This window comes from Olleya sp. KJ81-1, from assembly GCF_055808135.1.
Window position 1 is genome coordinate 898002 of record NZ_CM147854.1, and the last position, 26019, is coordinate 924020.

The 26019-nt window shown below is 31.7% G+C and carries 18 protein-coding genes and 1 pseudogene; all 19 read right to left on the reverse strand.

Annotated elements, in window-relative coordinates; all coding sequences use genetic code 11:
* The 19 genes and pseudogenes from AC0L3M_RS04190 to AC0L3M_RS04280 all read right to left on the reverse strand — a co-directional run bounded on the left by AC0L3M_RS04190 (nt 1) and on the right by AC0L3M_RS04280 (nt 26018).
* Entirely contained in the window at nt 1-1023 is a 1023-nt protein-coding gene (locus AC0L3M_RS04190; RefSeq protein WP_473431950.1) for a PfkB family carbohydrate kinase, read from the reverse strand.
* Nucleotides 1024-1150: 127 nt separating this feature from the next.
* Complete coding sequence (locus tag AC0L3M_RS04195) at nt 1151-1915, reverse strand: SDR family NAD(P)-dependent oxidoreductase (protein WP_145001706.1); 765 nt, start codon at nt 1913-1915, stop codon at nt 1151-1153.
* Nucleotides 1916-1967: 52 nt separating this feature from the next.
* Nucleotides 1968-3270: pseudogene (locus AC0L3M_RS04200) on the reverse strand (MFS transporter).
* Nucleotides 3271-3409: 139 nt separating this feature from the next.
* Nucleotides 3410-4111, reverse strand: a complete 702-nt coding sequence (locus AC0L3M_RS04205) for a FadR/GntR family transcriptional regulator (protein ID WP_473431951.1) — start codon at nt 4109-4111, stop codon at nt 3410-3412.
* A gap of 142 nt (nt 4112-4253) precedes the next feature.
* Entirely contained in the window at nt 4254-4949 is a 696-nt protein-coding gene (locus AC0L3M_RS04210; RefSeq protein WP_473431952.1) for a polysaccharide lyase family 7 protein, read from the reverse strand.
* Between the two features lie 245 nt (nt 4950-5194).
* Nucleotides 5195-6052 (reverse strand): PKD domain-containing protein, encoded by an 858-nt coding sequence (locus tag AC0L3M_RS04215; protein ID WP_145001710.1) that lies wholly within the window; start codon nt 6050-6052, stop codon nt 5195-5197.
* A gap of 13 nt (nt 6053-6065) precedes the next feature.
* The gene (locus AC0L3M_RS04220; protein WP_341586591.1) at nt 6066-7496 is read right to left on the reverse strand and encodes a RagB/SusD family nutrient uptake outer membrane protein; all 1431 of its coding nucleotides are present in this window, start codon (nt 7494-7496) and stop codon (nt 6066-6068) included.
* Between the two features lie 20 nt (nt 7497-7516).
* Entirely contained in the window at nt 7517-10615 is a 3099-nt protein-coding gene (locus tag AC0L3M_RS04225; RefSeq protein WP_473431953.1) for a SusC/RagA family TonB-linked outer membrane protein, read from the reverse strand.
* 370 nt (nt 10616-10985) lie between these two features.
* Complete coding sequence (locus tag AC0L3M_RS04230) at nt 10986-11357, reverse strand: cupin domain-containing protein (protein ID WP_145001713.1); 372 nt, start codon at nt 11355-11357, stop codon at nt 10986-10988.
* A 21-nt stretch (nt 11358-11378) separates the two neighbouring features.
* A complete protein-coding gene (locus AC0L3M_RS04235) occupies nt 11379-13664 on the reverse strand; it encodes an alginate lyase family protein (protein ID WP_473431954.1) in 2286 nt (761 codons plus the stop codon).
* A gap of 6 nt (nt 13665-13670) precedes the next feature.
* The gene (locus AC0L3M_RS04240; RefSeq protein WP_473431955.1) at nt 13671-15956 is read right to left on the reverse strand and encodes a heparinase II/III family protein; all 2286 of its coding nucleotides are present in this window, start codon (nt 15954-15956) and stop codon (nt 13671-13673) included.
* Nucleotide 15957: 1 nt separating this feature from the next.
* Nucleotides 15958-18261, reverse strand: coding sequence for a chondroitinase-B domain-containing protein (locus AC0L3M_RS04245; RefSeq protein WP_473431956.1), 2304 nt, complete (start codon nt 18259-18261; stop codon nt 15958-15960).
* A gap of 34 nt (nt 18262-18295) precedes the next feature.
* The gene (locus AC0L3M_RS04250; RefSeq protein WP_473431957.1) at nt 18296-19213 is read right to left on the reverse strand and encodes a polysaccharide lyase family 7 protein; all 918 of its coding nucleotides are present in this window, start codon (nt 19211-19213) and stop codon (nt 18296-18298) included.
* Nucleotides 19214-19408: 195 nt separating this feature from the next.
* Nucleotides 19409-20719 (reverse strand): DEAD/DEAH box helicase, encoded by a 1311-nt coding sequence (locus AC0L3M_RS04255; RefSeq protein ID WP_473431958.1) that lies wholly within the window; start codon nt 20717-20719, stop codon nt 19409-19411.
* Nucleotides 20716-22062, reverse strand: coding sequence for a DEAD/DEAH box helicase (locus AC0L3M_RS04260; RefSeq protein WP_473431959.1), 1347 nt, complete (start codon nt 22060-22062; stop codon nt 20716-20718). Before AC0L3M_RS04260 ends, AC0L3M_RS04255 begins: the two co-directional genes overlap by 4 nt.
* 176 nt (nt 22063-22238) lie before the next feature.
* The gene (locus tag AC0L3M_RS04265; protein WP_473431960.1) at nt 22239-22835 is read right to left on the reverse strand and encodes a DUF6515 family protein; all 597 of its coding nucleotides are present in this window, start codon (nt 22833-22835) and stop codon (nt 22239-22241) included.
* A 185-nt stretch (nt 22836-23020) separates the two neighbouring features.
* Nucleotides 23021-23752, reverse strand: coding sequence for a LytR/AlgR family response regulator transcription factor (locus AC0L3M_RS04270; RefSeq protein WP_473431961.1), 732 nt, complete (start codon nt 23750-23752; stop codon nt 23021-23023).
* A gap of 3 nt (nt 23753-23755) precedes the next feature.
* Nucleotides 23756-24790: a sensor histidine kinase gene (locus tag AC0L3M_RS04275; RefSeq protein WP_473431962.1), complete on the reverse strand. Its 1035-nt coding sequence runs from the start codon at nt 24788-24790 to the stop codon at nt 23756-23758.
* Nucleotides 24791-24797: 7 nt separating this feature from the next.
* Nucleotides 24798-26018 carry an ABC transporter permease gene (locus AC0L3M_RS04280; protein WP_473431963.1) on the reverse strand — a complete coding sequence of 407 codons (1221 nt, stop codon included), beginning with the start codon at nt 26016-26018 and terminating at the stop codon, nt 24798-24800.
* Nucleotide 26019: the final 1 nt, after the last annotated feature.

The following is a 26019-nucleotide window of genomic DNA, read 5'->3' on the forward strand; positions in this document are numbered from 1 at the left end:
TTATCTTGAAACTTTTCCTGATGAATCACCACTTAATAATTTTTCTATGTCGTTAAGTGTTACTAAATTAAGGTCACCAGAAATAGTATGTTTTAAACAGCAAGCTGCTACTGCTATATTTAATGCTTTTTGTTTATCTGTATCGTCATTTACTAAACCATAAATCAATCCACCCATAAATGCATCTCCACTTCCTACCCTATCTACAACAGGAGTTACCTCTTTAACATCTGCATTATAAATTGTTTTTCCGTCATATAATACGCCTCCAATACGTTGGTGCGATGCACTAACCGAATATCTTAATGTAGTCGCTACAGTTTTTAAATTAGGACATAATTTAAATAATTGGTCGTATAAAGCTGGCAACGATTTTTCGTTTTGATAATTAGGGTCTACTTTATCTTTACCTAACATAAAAAATGCAGTATCAATATCGCCTAAAATTACATTACTATATTTTAAAAGTTCTGGCATAATTTGATCTGGAGTCTTACCATATTGCCATAATTTGGATCTATAATTTAAATCTGAAGAAATTGTAATCCCTAATTTATTAGCAACTTTTAAGGCGATTAAACACTCATCTGCAGCAGATTGAGATATTGCAGGTGTTATACCACTCCAATGAAACCAAGTCGCATCTTTTAAGACCGCTTCCCAATCTATGGATCCAGTTTGAATAGTTGACATAGAACTGTGAGCTCTATCATAAACCACATTACTACCACGTGTACCTGCTCCAGTTTCTAAATAATAAATACCTAGACGATCACCTCCATAAATTATGTTTTTAGAATCGACATTAAATTTGCGCATCTCTTTAAGTGCACAAGCGCCAATTTCGTTATCAGGTAATCGGGTTACAAATTCAACAGGAATACCATAATTTGCTAATGATACTGCTACATTAAATTCTCCACCACCATAAGAGGCAGCAAATGTTTTTGCTTGAGAAAACCGCAAATGACGTTCTGTTGAAAGTCTAAGCATTATTTCTCCGAATGTGACAATTTTACTCATTTTATAAATTTGATTACTATTCTATTAATTGTATTAAAAGCCAGATTGTTTTGCTTAAATCTATTGTATTACCGTGAAGATAATCAATTGACTAAACAAAACAATCTGACTTTATAAATTTAGGTTATTAAATACCTAATGCTTGACCACCACCAATTTGGATAGTTTCTGCTGTGATAAATGAAGCATCCTTACTAGCTAAGAATGAAATTACACCTGCTACATCTTCTGGCTGACCTAATCTACCTAACATAATATTATTTGCCCAAGATGCAAATACTTCTGGCTTAGTCGCTTTAATTTGTGCATGAAAAGGTGTATCAATTGTACCTGGAGATACAGCATTAACACGTATTCCGTATTCTGCTAAATCTTTAGCTAATGCTCTTGTAATGGCATGCACACCTGCTTTAGACGTACCATAAATTCCTGCTCCTGGTCCACCTGCAGTCCATCCTGCATTTGATGTATAGTTTATTATTGAAGGATGTTCTCCTTTTTTAAGAAAAGGAATTGCAGCTCTAGAAGCAAAAAATACAGAGTCTAAGTTTAATGCCATTACGTTTCTGTAAAACTCAGTTGTCATTTCTTCAAATCTAGAACGACCACCTAATCCACCTGCATTATTAACAAGTACATCAATACGACCATATTTTTCTCCAATTTTAACGATGTTTTCTGTTACTTGGGCTTCACTTGTAACATCAAAACCGTAATATTCTGCAGTGATACCTAAACCTACTAATTCTTTTAGTTTTTCAGCTCCAGCTGCATCATCAATACCGTTTAAGATTACAGTATAGCCATCTTTTCCTAATCGTTTTGCTACTTCAAAACCAATTCCACCTGTGGCTCCTGTTACTATAGCTACTTTTCCGTTTGTATTACTCATTTCTAATTGTTTTTATTGTTGTTATTCTATATTTAAAAATCTATATGCTTAATTAATTACTTGGTTTTAAAGGTTCTATTTTAGGACATAATATCCAAATAGCCAATAATGCAATTATTGCTAAAGCGCCTCCTATTAAAAAAGCGGGAGTATAATTACCTCCTGTTGTTATAAACGTTACTAAAAGAGTTAATCCTGCAGCACCTAATTTTGCAGCCATACCAGCAAAACCTGATAATGTTCCTACTATTTTTCCTCCAAACATATCACTAGGTAACGTTTGGATATTTCCGATTGCTATTTGAAATCCAAAAAGTAACACTGCCATTATAATTACTGCAGTTGTAGCAGATCCTGGTGCTTTAAGTAAAAAGAAACAAGGAATCATAATTAAACATCCTAATGTAATTACCATTTTTCTAGTTTTATCCACTGACCAACCTGCTGTTAATCTATTTTGCGCTATCAGACCACCAGCCCAAGCACCAATCATAGCACCAACGTAAGGTAACCAAGCAGAAAATGCGATTTCTTTAACGTTTAATCCAAAGACTTCAGATAAATAAATTGGTATCCATACTATAAATAACCACCATATAGGATCTAATGCTGCTGATGCAATAATTACTCCCCAACTTTCTTTATGTTTAAGAAGTTGTGCAGTTGTTGGTACATAACCATCATCGTAATTTCCGTCTTCATCTAAGTCTTGATTTTTTTGTCCAGAAAGAATGTATTTTCTTTCATCCTCAGATAACCATGGATGTGTTTTTGGTCCTGACTTTACAATGTATAACCAAGGGATTAACCATAATAATCCAAGAGCACCTACAACTATAAATATAGCTTTCCACTCTAAATAAGCAGATAATAGTCCTATAACAGGGTAGGCAACAATACCTCCAATTGCAGCTCCAGAATTAAATACGCCTTGTGCTAAAGCACGCTCTTTAGTAGGAGAACCACTCTGCATTTGCTTTAGCTGCTCCTGGCCAATTACCAGCTTCAGCTAAACCTAATATTGATCTAAAAATTGAAAAACTTAGCATACCTTGTGCAAATGCATGAAACATTGTTGCTATAGACCACACACCTATTGAAAGTGCAAATCCCATTCTGGTACCAATCCAATCAAAGATTTTACCAAACAATGCCTGACCACCAGCATATGATAATATAAAAACTGTTGATATTGTTCCAAATATTAACTTATGTCCATCTTGATCCATGTCTGGAAATAGATCTTTAGCAATTTCAGGCCAAAGTGCTCCAAAAGCTTGTCTGTCTATGTAGTTAACAACTGCAACCAAAGCTACAAGTCCAACTACCCACCATCTAAGTCCTTTTAATTTCATGTTTTTTTTAATTTAAAAAAATAAAAGTCTAAACCGAATAACAAGTAACTACTCATTATCAGTTGATTAACTTAATTTATATTGTTTTTGATTGAAAATAATTTGAGAATTAACGATCTTAAATTATCATCTGTTTATTTTATAAGTTATAACAGTATTTATACAGTTCGTTAAAGTGATTTTTCATTGCTTGTTTAGCTTCAATTGGGTCTTGATTTTTAATTGCTTCAAAAATTAATTCGTGTTCTTTAATAGCTGTTTGAGATAGATTTTTATCACAAACATGATACTTTTCAAAATTTGTAATTATTTCTGGAGTGATGATTAACATAAAAGTATTCATTGTACTATTTCTACTAGCTCTTGCAATAGCTAAGTGAAATAACAAATCTTCTTGAACTGCATCTTCTTTATTAACTACTTTATTTTTATAAGCATCTAAGGCAGATTTCATTTTTTCTAAATCTTCATCTGTACGTCTTAAAGCTGCTAATCTAACCGTTTTTAATTCTAACAAAATTCGGGTTTCGACTAACGATTTAAAATCAGGATCCTCTAATCTTAAAATATCCTCTATCATACCATTAAGTGCTATGACTCCAATATTTGCTACAAATGTTCCGCTTTGCGGAATTGATTTTAACAGACCATAAAATTCTAATTTTTGAATGGCTTCCCTTACATTACTTCTAGAAACTTCAAACATTTCTGATAACATACGTTCAGCTGGCAATTTATCTCCAGGTTCAAGATTTTTTTTATTAATTAAATCTCTGATGTTAGCAATTATTGTCTTCTGAATATTAAAATTTTCGTTTTTTGTAAGGATTTCCAATTTCATATAAATAACATTTTATTTATTTAACTTTTCATGTCAAATTTAAGAATTCTGAGTAGACTTTTATTTAATTATTAAGCTAAACTTTACGGTCTTTTTAATGACCTATAAAGCCTAACTTAACAACAAGACTAATCAAATATTTTTAGTGTTTGACTTCTAAATCATAATATCTAACTTTTGCAAAAGCCCCTTCATCTCTGGTTTGCAAATAGTTTCCTGCTTTAAAATAGTTTTCAAAAACACCCCATTTTTTCATGTGGATATCTTCGTAAACTTTGTATTCATTTTCATTTAAAATAACCACCATTTTTCCGTCAGAAACTTCCACTTCTAAAGTAAATTTTTTGAATCCTACTTCTTGCTCAAAATTAAATCCTTCGTCATCATCCCAAGCATCTTCATGTAACATTTCTTCTTCTGTTGCATCTAAGTTTTTAAGGACTTTTGTTTTTACTCTAATCTTTCCTTTGTCCCAATAAATTTTAAGAATTGGTGGTGCATTATTATCTTTCTCTCCTATTAAATCTCTTTGTTCATTAGTCAATCTACCATGAATTTGCATAATGATAGTGCGATGATATTTACCATCACTATCTTTAGAAATATCATCTATTGCTAATTTTCCTTTCATATAACCACCTTGCTTGAATGTCCAATTAACATTATTCTCTCCAGATACCATTTGCTCTCTTAGTTCTGACCTAGAGTATTTAGTATTTGCAGTGGTTGCGCTACTTGGAAATGCATAAAAAACAATTGCTCCTTTTGTAGAATCGTTATACATATAAGGTTTTAACGATTCATTTGTAGCATAATCCATAATTTCTGGAGGAGACACTTCTTGTGGCTTTTTACCATCACCAGCAGGAGTTGTTACTTTCCAATGGGTTAAATCTATGTTTGGTAGTTTATATCTATTTCTTTTCTTTTTTTCTTCTTCTTTTTTGATTCAACTTTAGACTCTGTAACAACCTTATTAGATTGACAGTTAGCATTGAAGACTGAAACAAAAACAAACAAGACTATTAATTTAAGTTTTATACGCATAAGTTTCAGTCTTTAATATTTATTGAATGTTATTAATTATTGTAAATCGGCTGTAAAATTATCTACTCTAGCCTCTTCACCTTGATTTGTGATGTAAATACTTACTGTGTTATTAGCACCAGAATTAAACATAATGTTTACTGGCGTGTAAGCTTCTGCAGATCCTGTAAAAGATTGTAAGATTGCTGCATCTGTTTCAGCTTGTGTAGTAAATCCACCACCTGCAAGTATTGCAACTGTACATGATCCACCAGCAGCTTCTAGTCTATAAGAGTAAGAAATCACGTAATCTGTGTTTGGAGATACTTCAATTTCTTGGTAACCAATTCTGTCTCCTGCTCCTGGAAATTTAGCTGCTTGTCCACCATCTGGAACAGTGCTACTTGTATTAATTTGAATTACACCACCTAAGTTAGAGTTTTTCCAAGAATCACGACCATCTCCTGAACCATCAGGTAATGTATTATCCTCAAAACTTGGTTCTAAAATAACAGGTATGATAGCTAAAGGCTCTTCTGGTTCAAACACCACAACATCTATTGTTACTGTGTCTGATGCACCATTAGCGTCACTTGTTGTTAAAGTAACTGGATAAGTCCCTTCTCCTGCTTCAAATGTATAAGTAGGATCTTGATCCGTTGTTGTTACACCTCCACCAAAATCCCACAAATACATTGTAGATTCTGATGATAAATCAGAGAAATAAATCTTTTTAAAATCATCTATATCTGCTGCATATGTAAAATTTGCAGTTGGTAAAACAGTGTCTACTTTTGAATTAGCGTCTGGTAACTCAAACTCAAATTGATCTTCGCAACTTGTAAAAGTGAATGACATTATCATGCTTACAAGTAAAAACGTAGTCGTACGAATAATATTAACTTTGTTTTTCATATTTTTTTATGTTTTAATATCCTGGGTTTTGACTTAAAAGTCCATTACTTATATTAATTTCTCTAGCTGGAATAGGTAGTAATAAATCTCTTGTATTAAAAGTGTAGTCCATCTCTGTAGCATGTGCACTTAATACTGAGTTTGCAATTCCAAATCTTACTAAATCAAAGAATCTATGGTTTTCAAAAGCCAATTCTACACGTCTTTCATTAATTAAATCTTGTTTAGTTATCGCATCTGGAGCATCTATCGTTGGCATATTAGCTCTTAATCTAACTTCGTTAAAAGAATCTCTTGCTGCTTGTACTGTTGTTTGCGCACCACCTGCCATAATAGCTTCTACATGCATTAATAATACATCTGCATAACGTGATACAATCCAATCGTTTCCTGCTTGACGTGGATTTGGACCATAATTATCTGCTAATCCAAAACCATTAGGTAAAAACTTAGCTACTTCGTAGAAAGAACCAACAGTAATGTAAGATTCTGCTGTTCTATCTCCTCCATAAAGTCCGAAGTCCGCAATTAAATTATCATTAATTACATTTAATCCATCTTGTCTACCAACAGATGTTGTAAACTCTGATGAGAATCCTTGACTCTCTGCAGTGTTACCTGCTACATAACCAATTGCAAATAGTATTTCATCGTTTAATTCTGAATAATATACATCATGAAAGTTTGGCATTAATGAAAATTGCATGCTTTGTATTATTGATTCGCATAATTGTTGAGCGCCTAAATAATCTGGTGATTGTTTAGTTAAATATACTTTAGCTAATAATGCTTGTGCAGCTGCAGTAGATGCTCTTGACTTATAAGTACTATTTAAATTTAATATTGCTTCTTGTAAGTCTTCAATTATAACAGTGTAAATAGTTGAAGTACTAACTCTTGTAAAAAGTACATCTGTTTCTTCTGGACCAACTACAGATGTAATTAATGGTACATCACCAAATAAACGTACTAGGTTAAAGTAAGCGTATGCTCTTAAAAATTTAGCTTCAGCTGTGTAAGATGCTCTATTTGCTGCATCTGCTTTTTCAATATAATTTAAAACAGTATTTGCTCTAAAAATGATTTCGTAAGAACTAGCATAGTAATCCTCTACTTCCACATTATTTGCATCTACTAGATATCTATGAAAATCTGCTTTAGATCCTTCTGTTGTAGCAGATCTAGTATTATCAGTTCTCATTTCTGTTAAAAGATATTCAAACTGTACACCTCTATTAAAATTTGAAGAGTTAGTTTCGGTATCTTCATTTACGCCTTGAATAGCATCGTAAATTCCGATAATTCCAGCAAGTACATCGTCATCGTTATTAAAAAACTGATCAACTACTACTACTGAGTCTGGCGTTGGGTTTAGAAAATCATCGTTACAAGAAAATAACATCATTCCTGAAACTAAGACCGCTATATATTTTATATGTTTCATAATTTATATGTTTTTTTTAATTAAAAGTCTACGTTTAAACCAAAAGAGATAGTTTTAAAAATAGGTGTACCTGCTCTTTGTGCACCATATTGTGTTGGTGTATCATCATCTACAAACTCTGGGTTAAATCCATTATACTCACTAGACGTAATGTATAATAAGTTTTGAGCAGTAGCATAAACTCTTAATTTAGATAAACCAATTCTTTCTGTTATGTCATCTGGTAAAGTATAACCTAAGTTGATGTTTCTTAAAGAAAAGTAAGATGCACTTTGTACCACGTCATCTGTTAATACTCTTTCTTGTAAAAATGAAGCATCTGGAATAATTCCTGCATCGACTACTTCTTGCGGACTAGTCGTTGCACCTTGCCAATGTGTAGCAAAATATTGGTCTCCAATGTTTTTAACCTCTGCACCATGACTACCTTGAACCATGAATGAAAAATCAAATTGATCATAACTAAACTCATTAGTTAAACTCCAAACTAATTCTGGGTAAGGATTACCTAAGATTGCTTTATCTTCTTCTGTAATTAAACCATCACCATTTAAATCTTTTACAATTACATCTTGTGATTGTCCATTAATTGGGAAGTAAGGAGACTCCCAGTATTGGTTTGCTAATTCTGTATCTACTACATAACCATAAAACGATGATATTGGGTTACCTACTAGGTTTATCCATTGTGAATTTCTACCAAATGTATCTTCTGGAGTTGCACCATTTGAATCACCATAATCAGTTAATTCATTTTTGTTTGTTGAAGCGATTAAAGTTGTGTTCCATCTAAAGTTTTCTGTCGAAATATTTTTTGTTCTAAACTCTAATTCAAAACCACTATTTACAACTTCTCCTAAGTTTACAATACCTTCAGAAAAACCTGTCGTGTAAGATACTGGGTTGTTTAACAATAAGTCATTACTTGTTCTTTTATAATAATCTAAAGAACCACTAATTTTGTTGTTAAATAATCCAAAGTCAATACCTGGATTAAACTCTTTTGAAGCTTCCCATCTTAACTCTGCATTTGCAATATTAGCTGGAGAAAAACCTGTAGTAACGTTACCATCTATAATAGCATTTGAGTCGTTTAATAAAGATAAGTATGCGTACCAATCTGTAAGATCACTTCCTGTATCAAAGTTTTCATTACCTGTAAGACCGTAACTTACTCTTAATTTTAAGTTGTTTACAACATCGCTTTCGCTTAAAAAATCTTCGTTAGATACATTCCAACCTAAAGATAATGCTGGGAAATTACCCCATTTTGTACTTGCTCCAAATACAGAACTTGCATCACGTCTAAATGACGCTGATAACAAATACTTGTCGTTATATGCATAGTTTACCCTTCCAAAATAACCGATTTTATTTTTTTCGATATTATATTCTCCGTAGCTAGCAATAGTAGTTGCTGCATTAAGATTTTTAATTAAGTCATTAGTATAACCAGAACCTTCTACTGCACTGTTTTCAATTCTTCGGTTTTGAACTGTAAAACCTGCAAGGAAATCAAACTCATGGTTTCCAAAATCTTTAGAATATGATAAAGTGTTATCTGATATTATACGTCTAGATTCTCTGTTTTGCAACTCGTAAGATGCTCTACTTGCTCCATTTTGGTGGTGTTGTGTACCATTCCAACGCGTTCTTTTTCTTCCTTCTAACGTAACACCAAGTGATGTTTTAGCTGTCAGTCCGTCTAAAATTTCATAACTTAAATATGTAGAACCTAAAAGCTTATTGTTAAATTCATAATGCTCTCTTTCAGCATACTGTGCGTAAGCATTAGCATCTCCAGATGTACGTGGTCTAGTAGAACTACCATCTCCATCTAAATCAAGCTCCATTAAATGATCTTCTAAAAAGTAATCTCCTACTTGTAGATCTGGAAAATAGTAATTTGCAGAAGGATCGTCTTGATTTACAAATTGAAGCGACTCTTCAGTATGATAAATTGGTAACCAAGGAGACTGTCTTATAGGATTGTGAATTGATGTTGGTAATGCTCTTCTTTTAGAGTAAGAAGGCGTAAGACTTGCACCAAATTTTAATTTTTCGTTTAGCTTTGTATCTACTTTTAGTTTAAAGCTATATACTTTATAGTCATCTGTTAATACAACACCTTCATCATGAGAATATCTTAATGCTGTACTAAACTTTGTGTTTTTGTTACCACCTCTAGCAGAAAGCGAATGGCTAGTAATTTTACCTCCATCAAAAAACACATCTTGCCAATCTCTGTCCACACCTAAAGTACTAACTAATAATTGCATGTACTGTGTTCTTTCTGAAAGTTCACCAGTTTCGGCTAATTCTTTAGCAGCCCAATCACTTACGCTTTTTTTATAGTTATCACTATCGTGTGCTTCTTTAAATCCTGTATAGGTGTCATAACTAAACTTAGTTTTTCCATCCTTACCACTTTTTGTTGTAATAATTATAACTCCGTTTGAACCTTCACTACCATATATTGCTGCAGATGCTGCATCTTTTAAAACCTCAAAAGACTCTACATCGTTCATATCAATACTACCAAGAAAATCAGAACTAACAACAATTCCGTCTACTACAACAGCAGGACCAGAACTAGCATTAATAGATCCTGTTCCTCTAATACGAATGGTTGGTGCTGCTCCAGCCTCAGCAGATGTTGCTTGTATATTAACACCAGACACTTGACCAATTAATGCATCATCAACTCTAGGTACTGCGATTTGATCTAAATCATCATTTACAACCTTAGATATTGAACCCGTTAAATGGCTTTTCTTTTGAGTACCATAACCAATTACAACAACTTCTTCTAAAGTATTAGCATCAACAGTTAAAGATATATTAACTTGTGTTTGCTTATCAATAATTACTGATTGAGCAGCATATCCAATATATGAAAACTGTAAAACGTCTCCAGCTTTAGCATCGATTTGATAATTACCATCAAAATCTGTACTAGCTCCTGTATTGGTGCCTACAATAATAACATTAACGTTAGGTAATGGCATATTGTACTCTGCGTCAACCACTACCCCTTTTACTGTTAACTTTTCTTGCGCAAAAGCTGCAATACACATAAAGAGCATTGCAAATAGTGCCGATTTAGCTTTTAAATTCATAATTAATTTTTAAGTTTTAGTTAATTAATTTGTTTCACTAAAAACATAAATATTAGGCAAGTATCAATATGTTTGTTACTTTTGTAATGTTATGTTTTTGCATAATAACTTCCCGTCAAAGAAGTATTTTTATAAAAAGGATGAGTTTTAAACTTGTCCTTTTTTTGTTTATTTACTATAATTCAAATTGGTTTACCAATCTGGTTTACCAAATATATATAAAATTTTGTTAATTACAACGTTTTCGTAAAATTTAAATGTTAAAATAGAGGATGTTAGTGTTAAAATAGCAAATAAATGTGCGTTGCGCTATTACTACTTTTTTTAACCAAAACCTTCTAACATGTAGGTAAATAAGAAATAATAATGCTTATTTATCCGAAAAATACGACGGTCCAACACCTGTTAAAAAATCTTCTCTCACAGGGCTAAAAGTATCTATTAGCTGTCCTTCTTCTAAACAAATTGCACTATGTAATAGATTTGGTTCAATATAAACACCATCACCAGCTTCAACAATTTGCTTAACGCCATCAATTTCAAATTCAAATTTTCCAGAAACACAATACGTAGCTTGTGTATGAAAATGTTGATGAGGCGCACCTAAAGCTCCTTTTTCAAACTTTACACTTACCATCATAATTTGATTGTCATAACCCAAAAATTTTCTGGAGACACCACCTCCTAGTGTTTCCCATTCCATGTCTTTTGCGACAATGTACTTTTCGCTAAATCTTTTCATTTTTATTTGTATTTAATTATTTTATTTAAAATAATAAGAACCTGACCATTCGTAATCCTTATCGTTAATTGTAACTTTATGTTTTGCGTCTACTATAGCATTTGTATTAGCTGTTATAAATAATTTAGTAATACCCTTTACATTTGTAATTTGAATAGCTGTATAGGCTTCCGAGTTTAAGACTACCTTTAATTGCTTTATATTACTGTTGGAGTTTATAGCAGACTCAGTTACTGGACTGTAACTTCCATGTGCTTCTATAGTGGATACAAAAATGGTGTTTTTAGCATTTTTACGTCTGACCATAAATGCTGCCTCACGTCTTAAATTAAATTCTGGATCATTTGCTCCAATCCTAGTAAACAACAAGTTATCATTTGCTTCTGTCAAAGTTGTTAATGTGTAAAACTTACCTTTATTTAACCATGATAGTTGACTATTCTCATTAGTCGCTTTTGCTGTACCTTCAACAAATAAATGTTGATATCCATTTTTACTACCTAATGGATTTAATGTATTAGGTGTTTTATAATCAAAATTTGTCTGAATTAATTGTCCTAAAAAATAATATGGGAAATCATATTTATTAGGCTTGTCTGAAGTCACCTTCATTATATCTAATACGTATGGTTTTTCAAAATCTTCGTCTTTAATGACTGCCATAGTGCGTAAAAGTTCTGTATTTGGATAAGCATTACTATCTTTTGCACTTGCTACTTGTACATTTTTATTATCTGAAGAAAAATAATTTAAAACAGAATGATACTGACTACCAACTTCATATTTTGCGTCAAAGTGAGAGGTTTCATTTTGAGTAATCGTATTGTGTGCAATGGTTTGTTTTGCCCAAGTTTTATTTTCTTTTAAGTAATTTCCGCCTCCTTTTTGCTCAATGTTTACATATCTAGCTAAACCATAATCTTGTATAACTTCTTCTCCATTTTCATATAAAGAATAGGATAACTTATCATAATGCCCATGACTTGATCCTTGCGCTGCATATTTAAATACTAATTCTATAGTTTCGTTTCTTAAAACTGCAACACCACCTTGTGTTCCTTCTGGACCATCAGATAGGTTAATAGATTTTTTAGAAAAAGGTGCGGCTTTATTATTTTTAATACCAAGTGCTACAGCTAATCCAGAGTCGTCTAATAAGACACGATCTTGTGCTTTAGCGATACTTAATAACCCAGGGTCTTGTGTTCCAAAATGGTACGAAATATCTACTGCTGTGACTAACGCACTTGTGTAATATGACATCCCTTTTTGACCATCATTTAAAGGAAAAAAATCTCCATCTGCATCAGATAAATTCAATAATGCATTAATTGACTTAAGTAAAACACCATCTTTATATTCAAATATTTTTAACTCTGGTTTTACATTGTGTAATCCTTCAGCAAAAATTAAAAAAGGATACATAGCATAGCGCTGATAATAAGGTCCTTCATTATAATAACCATCTGGCGAAAAAGGCTCTTCAATATTTGCTAAAAAACCAGCTTTTCCATCTTTGTTTAAAAAACCACCATCGTCGTCTTTTTTGTTAGAGTCTAATTTTAAATCTTTAATGCCATATAATGCACGATCTGTCAATTCTTGATCATCCATAACTAAACCAATCATTCCTACAACTGCATTTCCCCAGGTACTGTGATTGTGTACTCTTTGATAAAATTGTGGACTGTCTATTGAGATGTGATCTGCAAATGGTCTGAATAAATTGGTTTCCAGCGTATTGCGTTCTTCTTTAGTTAAATAATTATAAATACAATCATAAGCTTGACTAACATACACTAACCAATTAGAGTCATTTAAACACTGCCAAAACAATTTACCTCTGGCATAAGACCTTGTTTTTGGATGTAATGGTAATGTTTTATACAATGCTTCATACTGCATCAACATATCTTTTACATATTTAGCATATTTCTGGTCATCTAAAATTTGATATAAAACACCAGCTTTTTGCATAATAATCATGTTACTTTTATGTTTTACATGAGTATATCCACCAGAATAATCTACCGGAATTGGTGTGTCGATACCCAAAGCAATTTCGGCATCAACTTCTTCTTTAACCAGTTGTAATGTTTTATCAAAAATTGGAATGTTACCTAGTTGGGCTCTAATATCTTTTACGCCTTGAGCAGTTAAAATTAATTTTGGATGGCTTTTAGCGTTGTAATTATCTTTTTCAACCTTTTTTTGAATTACTGTTGACTCATTATTATTACACGATAACATAATACATACCAGTATTAATGCTGTGCTTTTAAGGATTAAGGCTATTTGTTTAGTCATCGTTATTTAATTTAAGGCAATTTCTAATTGATACACTTGATTTCCTTTTACAGGAATTTTACCAGTTTTATAAGCTATTTTATTTACAGTCTTTAATGGTTTACCATCAACCATAACTTGCATATATAAATCATTGTAAGGTTGAGACAGTAATTGTATTTTTATGGTATCATCAGTATTAAAAATATAAATATCCGAAGTCTGAGAAAACATAATAGATACCTGTTTGTTTGTTATTGTTTGCACAGAAAAGAATAAAGAAGCCTCTGCTTTAGTCAACGAGACTGCGTCATTATTACTAGCTTTCCAGTCAGACTGATTTAATTTCCAATTATTAATATTAGGTATTGCTTCTGTTTCGTCAATACGTTTATCATAGGTTTTAAAAGGAAAAATGACACTTATAAAATTAAATGAGTTTTGATTATTTTTAGAAACGACAGACCATTGTTTACCTCTGGCTCCATCTGTTTTTACTGAATCTATAGTATTTAATTGTAAAATATCTAATCCTGAACCGTTATCAAACGAAGCACGTAATAAATTTGGTCCATTTTCTTTGGTATAATGTCCTTGCCAAACTTGTTTATAAGTATGATTACTTTCTGATTTAAAATTGTCTTTTACTATCCAAAACTCTTTTTTTATAGCTATCACTTGTCTTACATAATCAACACTAATGTTATTAAACCCATCGTGAGTACCCACAAAAACATCCATTACAGCATTATTAAACCATGTAAGTGTTTTAGGTTGCGCTATTTTTTTAAATTTTCCAAAACCACTACCTCCTTTATTACTTGTGTATTGCTTTCCTAGTAACTGATCATCCACTAAAGCAACATTTTTAGTCATTGAGTTTTTAAACAATTCTAGGTCTGAAAGTGAATACCTAACTTGATAATTAGGTAAAACCACCTTACCATTAGCCATAGCTTGAACACCAAGTACATCTCCATGCTGATGGTCTGGTTTTACAGGGTCTACTCCTGCCGAAATAACCATCATATTATCATGTTTATCCCAACCTTCCCTCATTAAATAGTAACCAGTATCTGGAAAATCTAAGGATAAGGCTTTGGGAGGTGATGATTGCTTGTTTTTAAGTTTATCTAACTGAGTTTGACTAGCTGTCCAATAAAACTTAGTACTTAATTGATCTGTTGCAAAATAACCAATCTCAGGATTTTCAAAAAGAAGATACCCTAAAGTCATGGCTCCAGAAATATCATTAGTTTCTGCCCAAGGTGTATCTGTATCATCTGACAATACAGGAGCTGATTTATCTGGAAAAGCAATTTTTGAAAGCGTTGTAAATAAAGACTTTAGTTTACTTTCCCAAACAGAATCTATAGGTAGTTTACTTTTTTTAGCTAATTGGTAGACATAATAATAAGTTCCAATGTCGCTAATGTGGTAATGCACTGTGCGTTCAAACTGGAAACCGTCATTATTAATTTCTTTATTTAAATGCACTCCTAAAAGTGTCATTGCATGATTATACCATTGATCAGCACCTTCAAAATCTTTTAAAATAATGGCAATCATTGCTAAAGCTGTTAGCCCTCTAGTTTGATGATTACCAGGTACAAATTCTTGGTTATTTTCAAATAAATGTTGTGCGTGTTGCAAAAAAGTAGCTATTGTTACAAGTTGTTCTTGATCAGAATAACCCGATTGACCCAAAAATAAACTATGTAATTGTAACCAATTTATAACACGATAGCCAGACCTAAAAGCTTCATAAACACCATTGCCATCTGGAAGAGTTTCAAATTGATTATTAGCTAATGCTAAATTTAATGACGCTAATTGCTGTGTGAAATAATCTAAATATTTTTGGTTTTTATTTTGATAAAAATAGTAGTATCCTATATCTATCATTTTATGCTGCCTAGCCAAATGCCTTAAAGCATAAGCATTTACTGGCTGACCATTTTGATAGTTAAAAGGAAGTTTCCATTGTGCATTTGCTTCAAATTTTGCTAAATGATCTAGAGCACGCTCTGTATGTCCAGCTTCCGCTTCGGGATAAATGGTTTGATACTCTTTAAATCGTTCTTCATTTGTCTTCCAATCATAAAAGTAACGCTCTGAAAATTTTTCTCTAAAATACTCAGCCAATCTTTGTTCTGATAGGTCACCATTTGCAATAAGCTGTTTTTTTACAGACTTAGTTAAATAATTACTCAGTTCTGGAATAGGTATTACTTTGTCAGAGGGAATATTTTGAGCATCTAAAAGGTTGACAAAACCTAGGCATATTATTAAATTGAAGCAAAAGACTTTCATACTAATACATTAATTTCAGTTTCAAATTTTGCACAACTTTAATTTCACCAGAATTGGTAATCGTATTATTTTCAGGCTTTTGATCTTTTTCTCCCCAAAGAACAGCTACAATCTTAACTGGATTATTTTTAAAGGTATTATTAGCAAATTCCACATTAACAATACCTCTATTTTTAATCAAGATGTTTTCTGTCTCAGATTGTCCACAATTTGTAACCGTATTATCCTTAAATACTAAGTTTCCACCAATGGTAGACTCGTCATAACCACCACGATAATAATTTAAAACATTAGCATCTACATTAATAAAAGTATTGTTAGTTACGTAAACAAACTCACTGTTATAATCACCTTTGTCGTTAGTCTCTTTATTTAATTGAATTCCACTCTTACAATTTTTAATAATTGAATTAGCTACCGAAACGGTATCTGCAAAAGACCCTTTGGACACTTCTAATACGCTGTTAAACTCACTAACTTCTGTATTATTAAGCCACAAACCATAAGCGCTACTCATGTTTTTGTCTAAAGTTTTAAAGGCTGCTTGGGTTTGGTTTCCTTTTAAAATAAGGTCTTCGATATGCAACACACCTTTTGGCTGCATTGAAAAAGCTGTAATATTTGATGTAAAACTTATTTCTGCTTTATTATTTTTATCTGTAGATTTTAATGTAATTAATTTAGAAATTGGTAATTCTTGATTAACTAGATATGCTCCAGGTTGTAAGCTTATTGTGTCTCCAGAATTAGCTTTTGTTAAGGCTTCAACCAATTGGACTGATGTGCTAACTTTAATCGTTTTAGCTTCGGTTTTTGCCTTATTTGTATTATACCAATCGGTTCCGTAATTAGATTTATCGTATAATACTTTGTGGTTTCCTGTATTAATAATTGCTCCAACAGTAGTGTTGTCTGCAGTTCTTTTATTTCCGAAGAGATCAGTATCAATAGTTTCAAAATCAAAACCGGAATACACATTACCATTTGCTAATTTTGGCACCATTAATTGCGGTGACACTGCTGTAACGTCCATATTAGTAGTAATTAAACCTTCAGGTTTTACCTCACTTTTATTATCGCTATTAGTGTAATTACTTTTAAATAAAACACCATCTACCTTATCATAATTTCTAATTGGAAAATCAAAAGGTGTTTGATTGTATAAAACATTATTAGCAATTACTGTTCTAGTTGGTCTAGCAGAACGAATTTCGGATTTTGGTAACACGTCACTTTGACTAACATTTGACCCAACACTAAAGTGAAAAGGTGTTTTTGTATCTATAAAAGAATTGTGTGCAATAACAACATCTGTAACTTGATTATAACGATTTAATGGCGATTTAGGAATTCCATTCATTATAGCTAAAGGCGCTCTAAACGTTTCACCTTTAAGGTTATAAAAATAATTATTTGTAATCCAATGTCCTGTATTAATCACTCTAATTCCACCAATAAATTGCGAATTATCATTACCTATAAAAACGTTTCCATCTATTGTAGCATAGTTTCCGTGACGTAAAACTAAAGAGCCTTCGCTTTCAAAAAACACATTATTTTTAAATGTATTATTGTTTGATTTACTAGAGATAATTTCAACTTCACCATTACAACGTTCAAATAAATTATTTTCTACATTGGTATGTGATGGTGTCATAGATGTACCACTATCTCCTATTTGCATAGTTTCGCCATGTGGACCACCTTTTCTTGGTCTAGGTCCAAAATGATTGTTTATTATTTGATGGTAGTTTTTTACATGTTGGTTACCATCTAATCTTACCATTACGGTTGGACCAAAATTTGATTTGCCGGTAATATAATTATTACTTAATTGGTTATGACGTCCCCAAAACTCAACCCAATGATCACTAACATCTCTATCTGGTTGCGTAAAAGCATCAATTACACAATTAGTTACTGTACTGTGGTTAGCAATTAAAGTATCATTAATTTTAAATTGTATTACATTTTCTGAAGGCGTATGACCGTTTTTAAAATGTAACCCTTCTACTACTAAATAGTCTCCACCAATTTTTAAGTTTGAAATCCCTTCTATACTTACTTTTCCTGGAGTTTCCGCTTTTAGCGTGATTGGCTTATTTGAAGTTCCTTTACCATAAAATTCAATTTCAACATCTTTATATATACCATCTGCTAATACAATGTTATCTCCAGCTTTACTATCCTTAATTGCATTTTGCAATTCTTCAATAGAATTCACCTTAATATTATTAGAAATTTCTGTGTTTCCGCAGGAGACTAATACTATGGTAATTAGTAAAAATGTTATTATTTTTTTCATCTATAAATTGATTAATTTGTTGCTGTTATAATTTTTAATGTATCACGTTTAAACTAAAATATTTGATGTACGAAAAACCGTTTGGGCTTGTAGTACCTAAATAATTTCCAGCTTTAAAGTAGTTGTGAAAAGGCCATTTATTTAAACTTACGTCTGTATAAACAAGTGGTTCTTGATTATTTAACTGCACTTCTACTCTACCAGTTGAGGCTAAAATCCTAAAATCAAAAGCTTCAAAGCCAACGTAACCTAGATTGTGTTTAATATCAAACCATGTAGCACTTGAAGTTTCTAGAAGTGCATCACCAGAAGTTGTTTGATTTATTAATGATTTTTTATGTGACCATATATAACCATCTTTCCAATATATTTTAATTAAAGGAGGTCCATTATTAGAAGAAAATCCATGAATAGCCATATCCTCCTCGGAAATTATACCATGAATCTGCATTACGATTACCTTATGAAAATTTGCACTAGTATCTTCATCTTCTGAAATAGATACCACTTGCAATCTTCCAATCATTTCGCCTCCATCGTTTAAAGACCAATTTTGCTTGGCATTATTTGGATTGATTAATTCTCTTAGTTCTGTTCTGGAATACGAACTATTTGAGGTTGAAACATCAGGAATAGAATAAAACACTAAACTATTGTCTGAAGTATCGTCATATAAATATGGTTGAATAGCTGTTATATTTTGATAACCAAAATCTACTAATTGATTTGGTTGAAACTCGTCTGGAGAACCATTATTATTTAAATCTACTGGTAACGTTAATTTCCAATTTGTAAAGTCTATAATGGGTGTGCTATTTTCAGTCTCGAGAATTTGACCAATAGTCGTCGTATTGTTATCCTCTGGATTATCAACCGATGAACAAGACATCCATAAACTTAAAAACAAAGCTGTTTTTAATACAAATGCGGTTGAAGAAAAAGCGAATTTCATTATAAAAATATAAAAATTTAGAAATTGGTTTACCAAACTGGTTTACCAAATATAAACGTTTTATATTAATATTAAAATTTTTAACGGTTTTATTAATAAATTGTTAATTATTAGCCTTTAAATTGATTAAACAATAAGTAGTAATACATTTAAGTTAAATCATATATAATTATAGGTTAAAACTACGTGCAATAATTAAATAGAATAAACTCTTACCTTTTTCTTTTTTAATCTTGTGTTATTAATTTTATCGATAATAATGGTTGCTTTTGTTTTTGGTACAGCTACAAACACACAATCTTGTTTAAGTTCTATAATTCCAATTTCGGATTTATCTAGATTACATTGTTTAAACAGCACACCTGCAACATCTCCTTTAGATATTTTATCTTTACGTCCACCAGAAATAAATAGTGTTACCCAATCTGTTGCTAAAATATTAACTGTTCCTTTTGGCGTTACTGTATCATCAAATTTAATAAAATCCGGAAGGCGCTCTCCTTCCCATTGAATAACATAAGATGTCCCTTCTGCATTCATACGTGCAGTACGACCATTACGATGTGTAAACTCTTCTGCCTTTAAAGGTAATTGATAGTGAATAATGTAATTTAATTCAGGAATATCTAAACCACGTGCAGCAAGATCAGTGGCTATTATAATTTGATGTGTACCGTTTCTAAATTTAATTAATGCACGCTCTCTATCAATTTGTTCCATGCCACCTTGAAAACAACCATGTCCAATATTATTTTTAGTTAAAAAGTCACTTACAAATTGTATAGTATCTTTATAATTACAAAATATAATACCTGGTTTATTACCTATATCATGTAATAAATCGACTAACGTTTGAAGCTTATTTTTATCTGGAGACAAAACTTGCTTGATTTCTAAATTTGAAACTTTAGTATCAGAATAATCAATAATCAATTCGTTTTCAAGACCTACAAAACGCGGAATTTCCATGTCTTGAGTTGCTGATGTTAGAATCCTTTTTTTAATATGAGGCAAACTAGCTATTATTTCACTCATTTCCTTTTCAAAGCCAACTTCTAAAGACTTATCAAATTCGTCTAAAACAAACGTGTTTATATCATCCACTATAAAGGTTTCACGTCTTAAGTGATCTGCCACACGACCAGGAGTACCTATTAAAATCGCAGGTGTATGCGCTAAGTCGATTTTATCTTTACTAAAATGTCTACCTCCATAAACAGCATTTGCTTTAAAACCGGTTCCCATAGTGCGAATAACCTGTTCTATTTGAATGGCTAATTCTCTTGAAGGTACTAATATTAGTAATTGTACATTTTTACAATCTGTATTTAATGCAGTAATGGTAGGCAATAAAAAGGCTAGTGTTTTACCAGTTCCGGTTGGCGATAATAACACTGTGTTTTCAGCATTTGTAATAGATAACAAAGCTTCTTCCTGCATTGGATTAAGTGCCTTGATATTTAATTTATCTAAAATATCTTGCTGTACTTTTAAATAGCTACTCATGGTTTATTTTTTCTTTTTTTCTTTATAACCTCTTGTTTATCAACAATGGTATTATTTTCTGCTATGTAATTAGATAATATTTTATCTACTAATTCTTCTTTTGTTAAATGATGAAAAATAGTTTTTACTTTCGCTTTAAAATCTTCTGGAATATCTCTGTTTACCTTAGTTTTAAAGATTTTTTTAGCCCAAAGTAATCCATTATTTTCTTCTATACTTTTAGCATCAGCTTTTTGATATTGTTTGAAATTAATACCTAGTTCTGCTTCAAACTCCGGAATGTCTTGTACCTCGTCTTCTTGGATAACACTTAATGCAAGACCATTTGCTCCTGCTCTAGCTGTACGACCACTTCTATGCACATAAGCATCGTATGTATCAGGTAAATGATAATTAACTACAAAAGCTAAATCTTTTACGTCAATTCCACGAGCAGCCAAATCTGTTGCTACAAGTATATTAATGTGACCTTCTCTAAATTGACCCATAATACGATCTCGAATCCCTTGTGTTAAGCTACCATGTATAGCTCCAGAAGAAAATTTATTTATCGCTAGATTTTTAGCTAACTTATTAACTGCTGCTTTTGTTTTACAAAAAATAATACCACGCTGACCATCATTGGCGTTTAAAAAGTGCATTAACACATTTAATTTCTCTATAGGCTCAACCACCACATATTGATGATCTATACCTTGGTGACCAACGGTTTCCATATCAGCTTCAATAGTCAGCACTTTTTTAGATAAACTGTTTTGAACCAATTGCTTTATTGTTCCTGGCATAGTTGCAGTAAACAACAACGTTCTTCTGCTTTTTGGTAAAACCTTAATTATAGCATCAAGACCTTCTTTATGTGCACTAACCATTTCATCTGCTTCATCTAAAACAAAATATGAAATCTCTTTTATATTTATAGCGTTGCGCTCTATTAAGTCCGCTAAACGTCCAGGAGTTGCTACAACAATATGTGTCGTTTTTTTAAGTGCTTCGATCTGTGGTTTTATTGGTATACCACCAAAAACACCAGCAATAGACACGTTTAATTGAGATGAATTAAATGCTTCTAAATTTTTAAATATTTGCTGACCCAACTCTCTTGTTGGAGCTAAAATAACTACTTGAATATCACTTTTATTACTATCTATTAATTGTAATAATGGTAATCCAAAAGCAGCAGTTTTTCCTGTTCCTGTTTTTGCAATAGCAACAATATCGTCAGTTTGGTTTAGTATTACAGGTATTACTTTAGATTGAATATCTGTTGGTTTTGTAATTTGCAAATCTGCTAAAGTGCTTTGCAATGCTGCGTGAATACCTAAACTTAAAAATTGTTGTGACATAAAATATAATTTTATGCAAATATAGTGGAGTTTTATTGGTTTAATAGATTTATGTCATGCGATTTAGAATCCCTTTTAAACAGTTATTTAATTTAATAAATTATATAAATCAAAAAGAGGATAATTTTTCAATTATCCCCTTTTCTCACTATCAACAAACCAAATCAAAAAATCATTTATTCCATTTCTATAATACCAACCACTTCATAAGCTCTGGTACCATCTATTTGTACTTTTTCGTATAAAATATTTGCGTATTCGTAATATGTTTCGTCATTTATAACAACCTTTTCATAATCGTCTGGTAACTCATAAACAATAGTTCCAACTTCTGGATCTACTACTTCATATTCATTACCTATTTGAGTATAAAATACACCATAAGCATTGTAATAATTACGATTATTATAACGTACTTTTTTATAATTTACTGGTAAGGTTTTAATCCTAAAACCAACCTTTGGCGCTATTACAATATAGCGACCTCTAGACTGTGTATAATACTTATTGTTAGCATAGTAATAATTTTGTCCTTTATGTACTACAACTGTTCTGTTTGGTACAGTTCTAACCGAAACCACTTTACGTTTTGGTGTTTTATAAGTAACCTTAGTACTAGGCACACGCGCAGCAACAGTACGTTTAGTAGTCGTTGTTGTGGTTGTAACAACCTTTTTATTACTTGTAGTTCTTCTTGTTTGTGCTTCTGTTTGTGTTGCAAATGCTACCAGTAATACTGCTGGCAATATGTATGCTTTTATAAATGTTTTCATAATTTAAAGATTTAAAATTCAACTTTATTTTACTATTAATACTAAGACGTTTTTTAGTATTAATAGTTTAAAGGTATTTGAATTATTCCTGTTAAAAAATGAAAATAGACCGTTAGCTAGATTGTATCTACTAAACCAAAATTTTTATAGATGAGATTATTTTGAAGAGACAAAATCCTAGTAAATTAATGCAAAGAATTATTATTAATATACTCTAAAAACTTAGGCTTATATTGCTCTGAAATCGTTATACGTTGGTCGTTAATTATAATCTGACTACGCTCTATAACATCTATATTTTTAAGTGATACTATAAAAGAACGATGCACACGCATGAATTGCGTTTCTGGTAATTCTTGTTCCAAAGATTTTAAACTCATTAAAGTTAAAATAGCTTTTGGGTTATCTTTTAACCAGATTTTAATGTAGTCTTTTAAGCCTTCAAAATATAAAACATCTGCTAATTTTATGCGCAATTGTTTGTATTCCGATTTTACAAAAAGAAATTCTTTTGCTTCAGAAATTACAGGTTGCTTCTTCCCTTTTACTAATTCAAACCAAGTAGCTGCTTTGTTGGCTGCAGCTAAAAACTCAGGGTAATCAAAAGGTTTTAATAAATAATCTATAGCTTCTACTTTAAAGCCTTCTAACGCATAATGATCAAAAGCTGTGGTAAAAATAACGCGAGTATCTTTAGGTAACATTTTAGAAAATTCAATACCTGTTAAATCTGGCATTTGTATGTCTAAAAACAATAAGTCTACAGGATTGTTTTTAATAAACTCCATAGCTTCAATTGCGCTACTACACTTTTGTTTTAGGTCTAAAAAAGGTGTTTTCTCCACATAACTTTCTACTAAATTTAAAGCCATAGGCTCATCATCTACAATAACACAAGATATTTTTAGGTTGCTCATACTTTAGTTGGTTTCAATTTCTAATTGGGCTACAAAACGCGATTCTTTTACAAAGGTTTTAAAACTGTTTTTGTTAGGATACAACAACTCTAATCGTTTTTTAATATTAGGAAGTCCTATTCCTGAGCCACTTTTATCTTCGGTTTTCTTCGGAAAGTTATGATTTTCGATAGTAAATAAAACCGTTTGATTATCGCAAGTCATATTAATGTCAATAGTACTTGTTTTACTAGCGGAAACACCATGTTTAAAAGCGTTTTCAATTAATGAAATAAATAATAAAGGTGCAATTTTAATTCCCGTTTCAACTGAAGGAAAACTATAATTAACAACTGTTTTGTCAGACACACGAAGCTTCATAAGCTCGATATACTTTTTCATAAAATCTATTTCCTTAGTTAAAGCTATAGATTCTTCGCTTGTTTCATATAACATGTAACGCATTAATTTGCTCAAACTATGTATTGATGTTTTGGCTTGATCTGGTGAAATATCTACCATAGCATAAATATTATTCAACGAATTGAAAAAGAAATGCGGTTGTAATTGGTAATGTAAATGTTGTAATTCTGACTGTAATTTAAAATTGGTAGCTTCCTTACGTTCTGCTTCTGTTTTTACCCAACGTTTTGTTGTTTTAACTGCAATTGAAAACAATAAAGGTGCCATATAAGATACCATTTGAACATAAATAAACATCTTAAATGGTGGACCAGAACTATCACTACTTGGTCGTTTTTTTGCTATATCCTGAAAAAATGCACCTTCAACTGTTTCTTTAAAATAAATGAATAACGCTATGCAAATCACATTAATACCTACAAACCAAACTGTTTTTTTTGTGAATAAAAACTTATCTATTAGCACAAAATAATTGAGATAAAACAAAACAGCAGATAGCACTAACGGAATCCAAAAATGTATAACCACTCTATTTATGTCTTGCTCTTGACCGTAAGACAATAAGTAAGGCATGCTAAACAATACAAACCATACTAGAATGTGCGATAACAGTGTTATGTTTTTATTTTTAATCATGAGTTTTTTATTCGTAACGTAAAGCGGTTATTGGATCTAAAGCTGAAGCTTTTCTTGCAGGATACCATCCAAAAAAGATACCTGTAACTGCACATACTGCAAATGATATTACTATTGAGTACAGCGCAACACTTGTAGGCCAATTTAAGAAATTTTCGATAAAAACCGTGGCTCCAAGTCCTAAGATTACACCAAGTAATCCACCAGTGATGCTTATTAAAATAGCTTCGATTAAAAACTGCATTAAAATATCCGATCCCTTACCACCAACAGCCATACGTAAACCAATTTCTTTAGTACGCTCTTTTACAGAAACATACATAATATTCATAATACCAATACCACCAATTAATAGCGATATACTTGCTACTGCAACTAAAAGTACGGTTAGCATTTCGCTAGTAGAGCTAAACGTTGAAATTAACTCTTCCATAGAACGCACACTAAAATCATCTTCTTCATTATCTAATAATTTATGCTCAGTTCTTAAAATTTCTGTAACCTGAGTCACAGCATTTGCAGCATCATCTTCACTAATTGCAGATGCTATAACTTGATTTAAATGGTCTATTGCCAAAATACGTTTTTGAACCGTTGTATAAGGCGCAATAACTACATCATCTTGATCTTGACCAAAGGTGTTTTCTCCTTTTTCTTCTAAAACACCAATAACTTTAAACGGTATATTATTAAAACGAATCATTTGTCCAACAGGTTCTTGTCCATCTGGAAACACATTGTCGACAACCGTTTGCCCAATTACTACAACTTTAGAAGCCGATTTAACTTCGGCATCTGTAAACATACTACCACTCTGTAAACCAACAACCTTAATATCTAGATACTCAGGATTTACACCATAAATTGTAGAAGGCCAGTTGTTTGAGCCATTAATAACTTGTCCACCACCATTAACGACTGGTGTTACATAACTTAATAAATCGGCTTGCGCTTTAATCACTTCGTAATTTTGAAGCGTTAATGTTTGCACATCTCCTCCACTACCTCTTGCAGGACCTCTATCGTCTGCTCCTGGTTGTATGGTAATCATATTTGAACCCATATTTGAAATGGTAGAACGAATACTTTCTTTAGAACCTTCACCAATAGCTAACATAGCAATTACTGACGCTACACCAATGATGATACCTAACATAGTCAGCAAGGTTCTCATTTTATTAAGGACAATTGCCTTAAAAGCAATTTTTATTAAATTTAATAGTCTCATA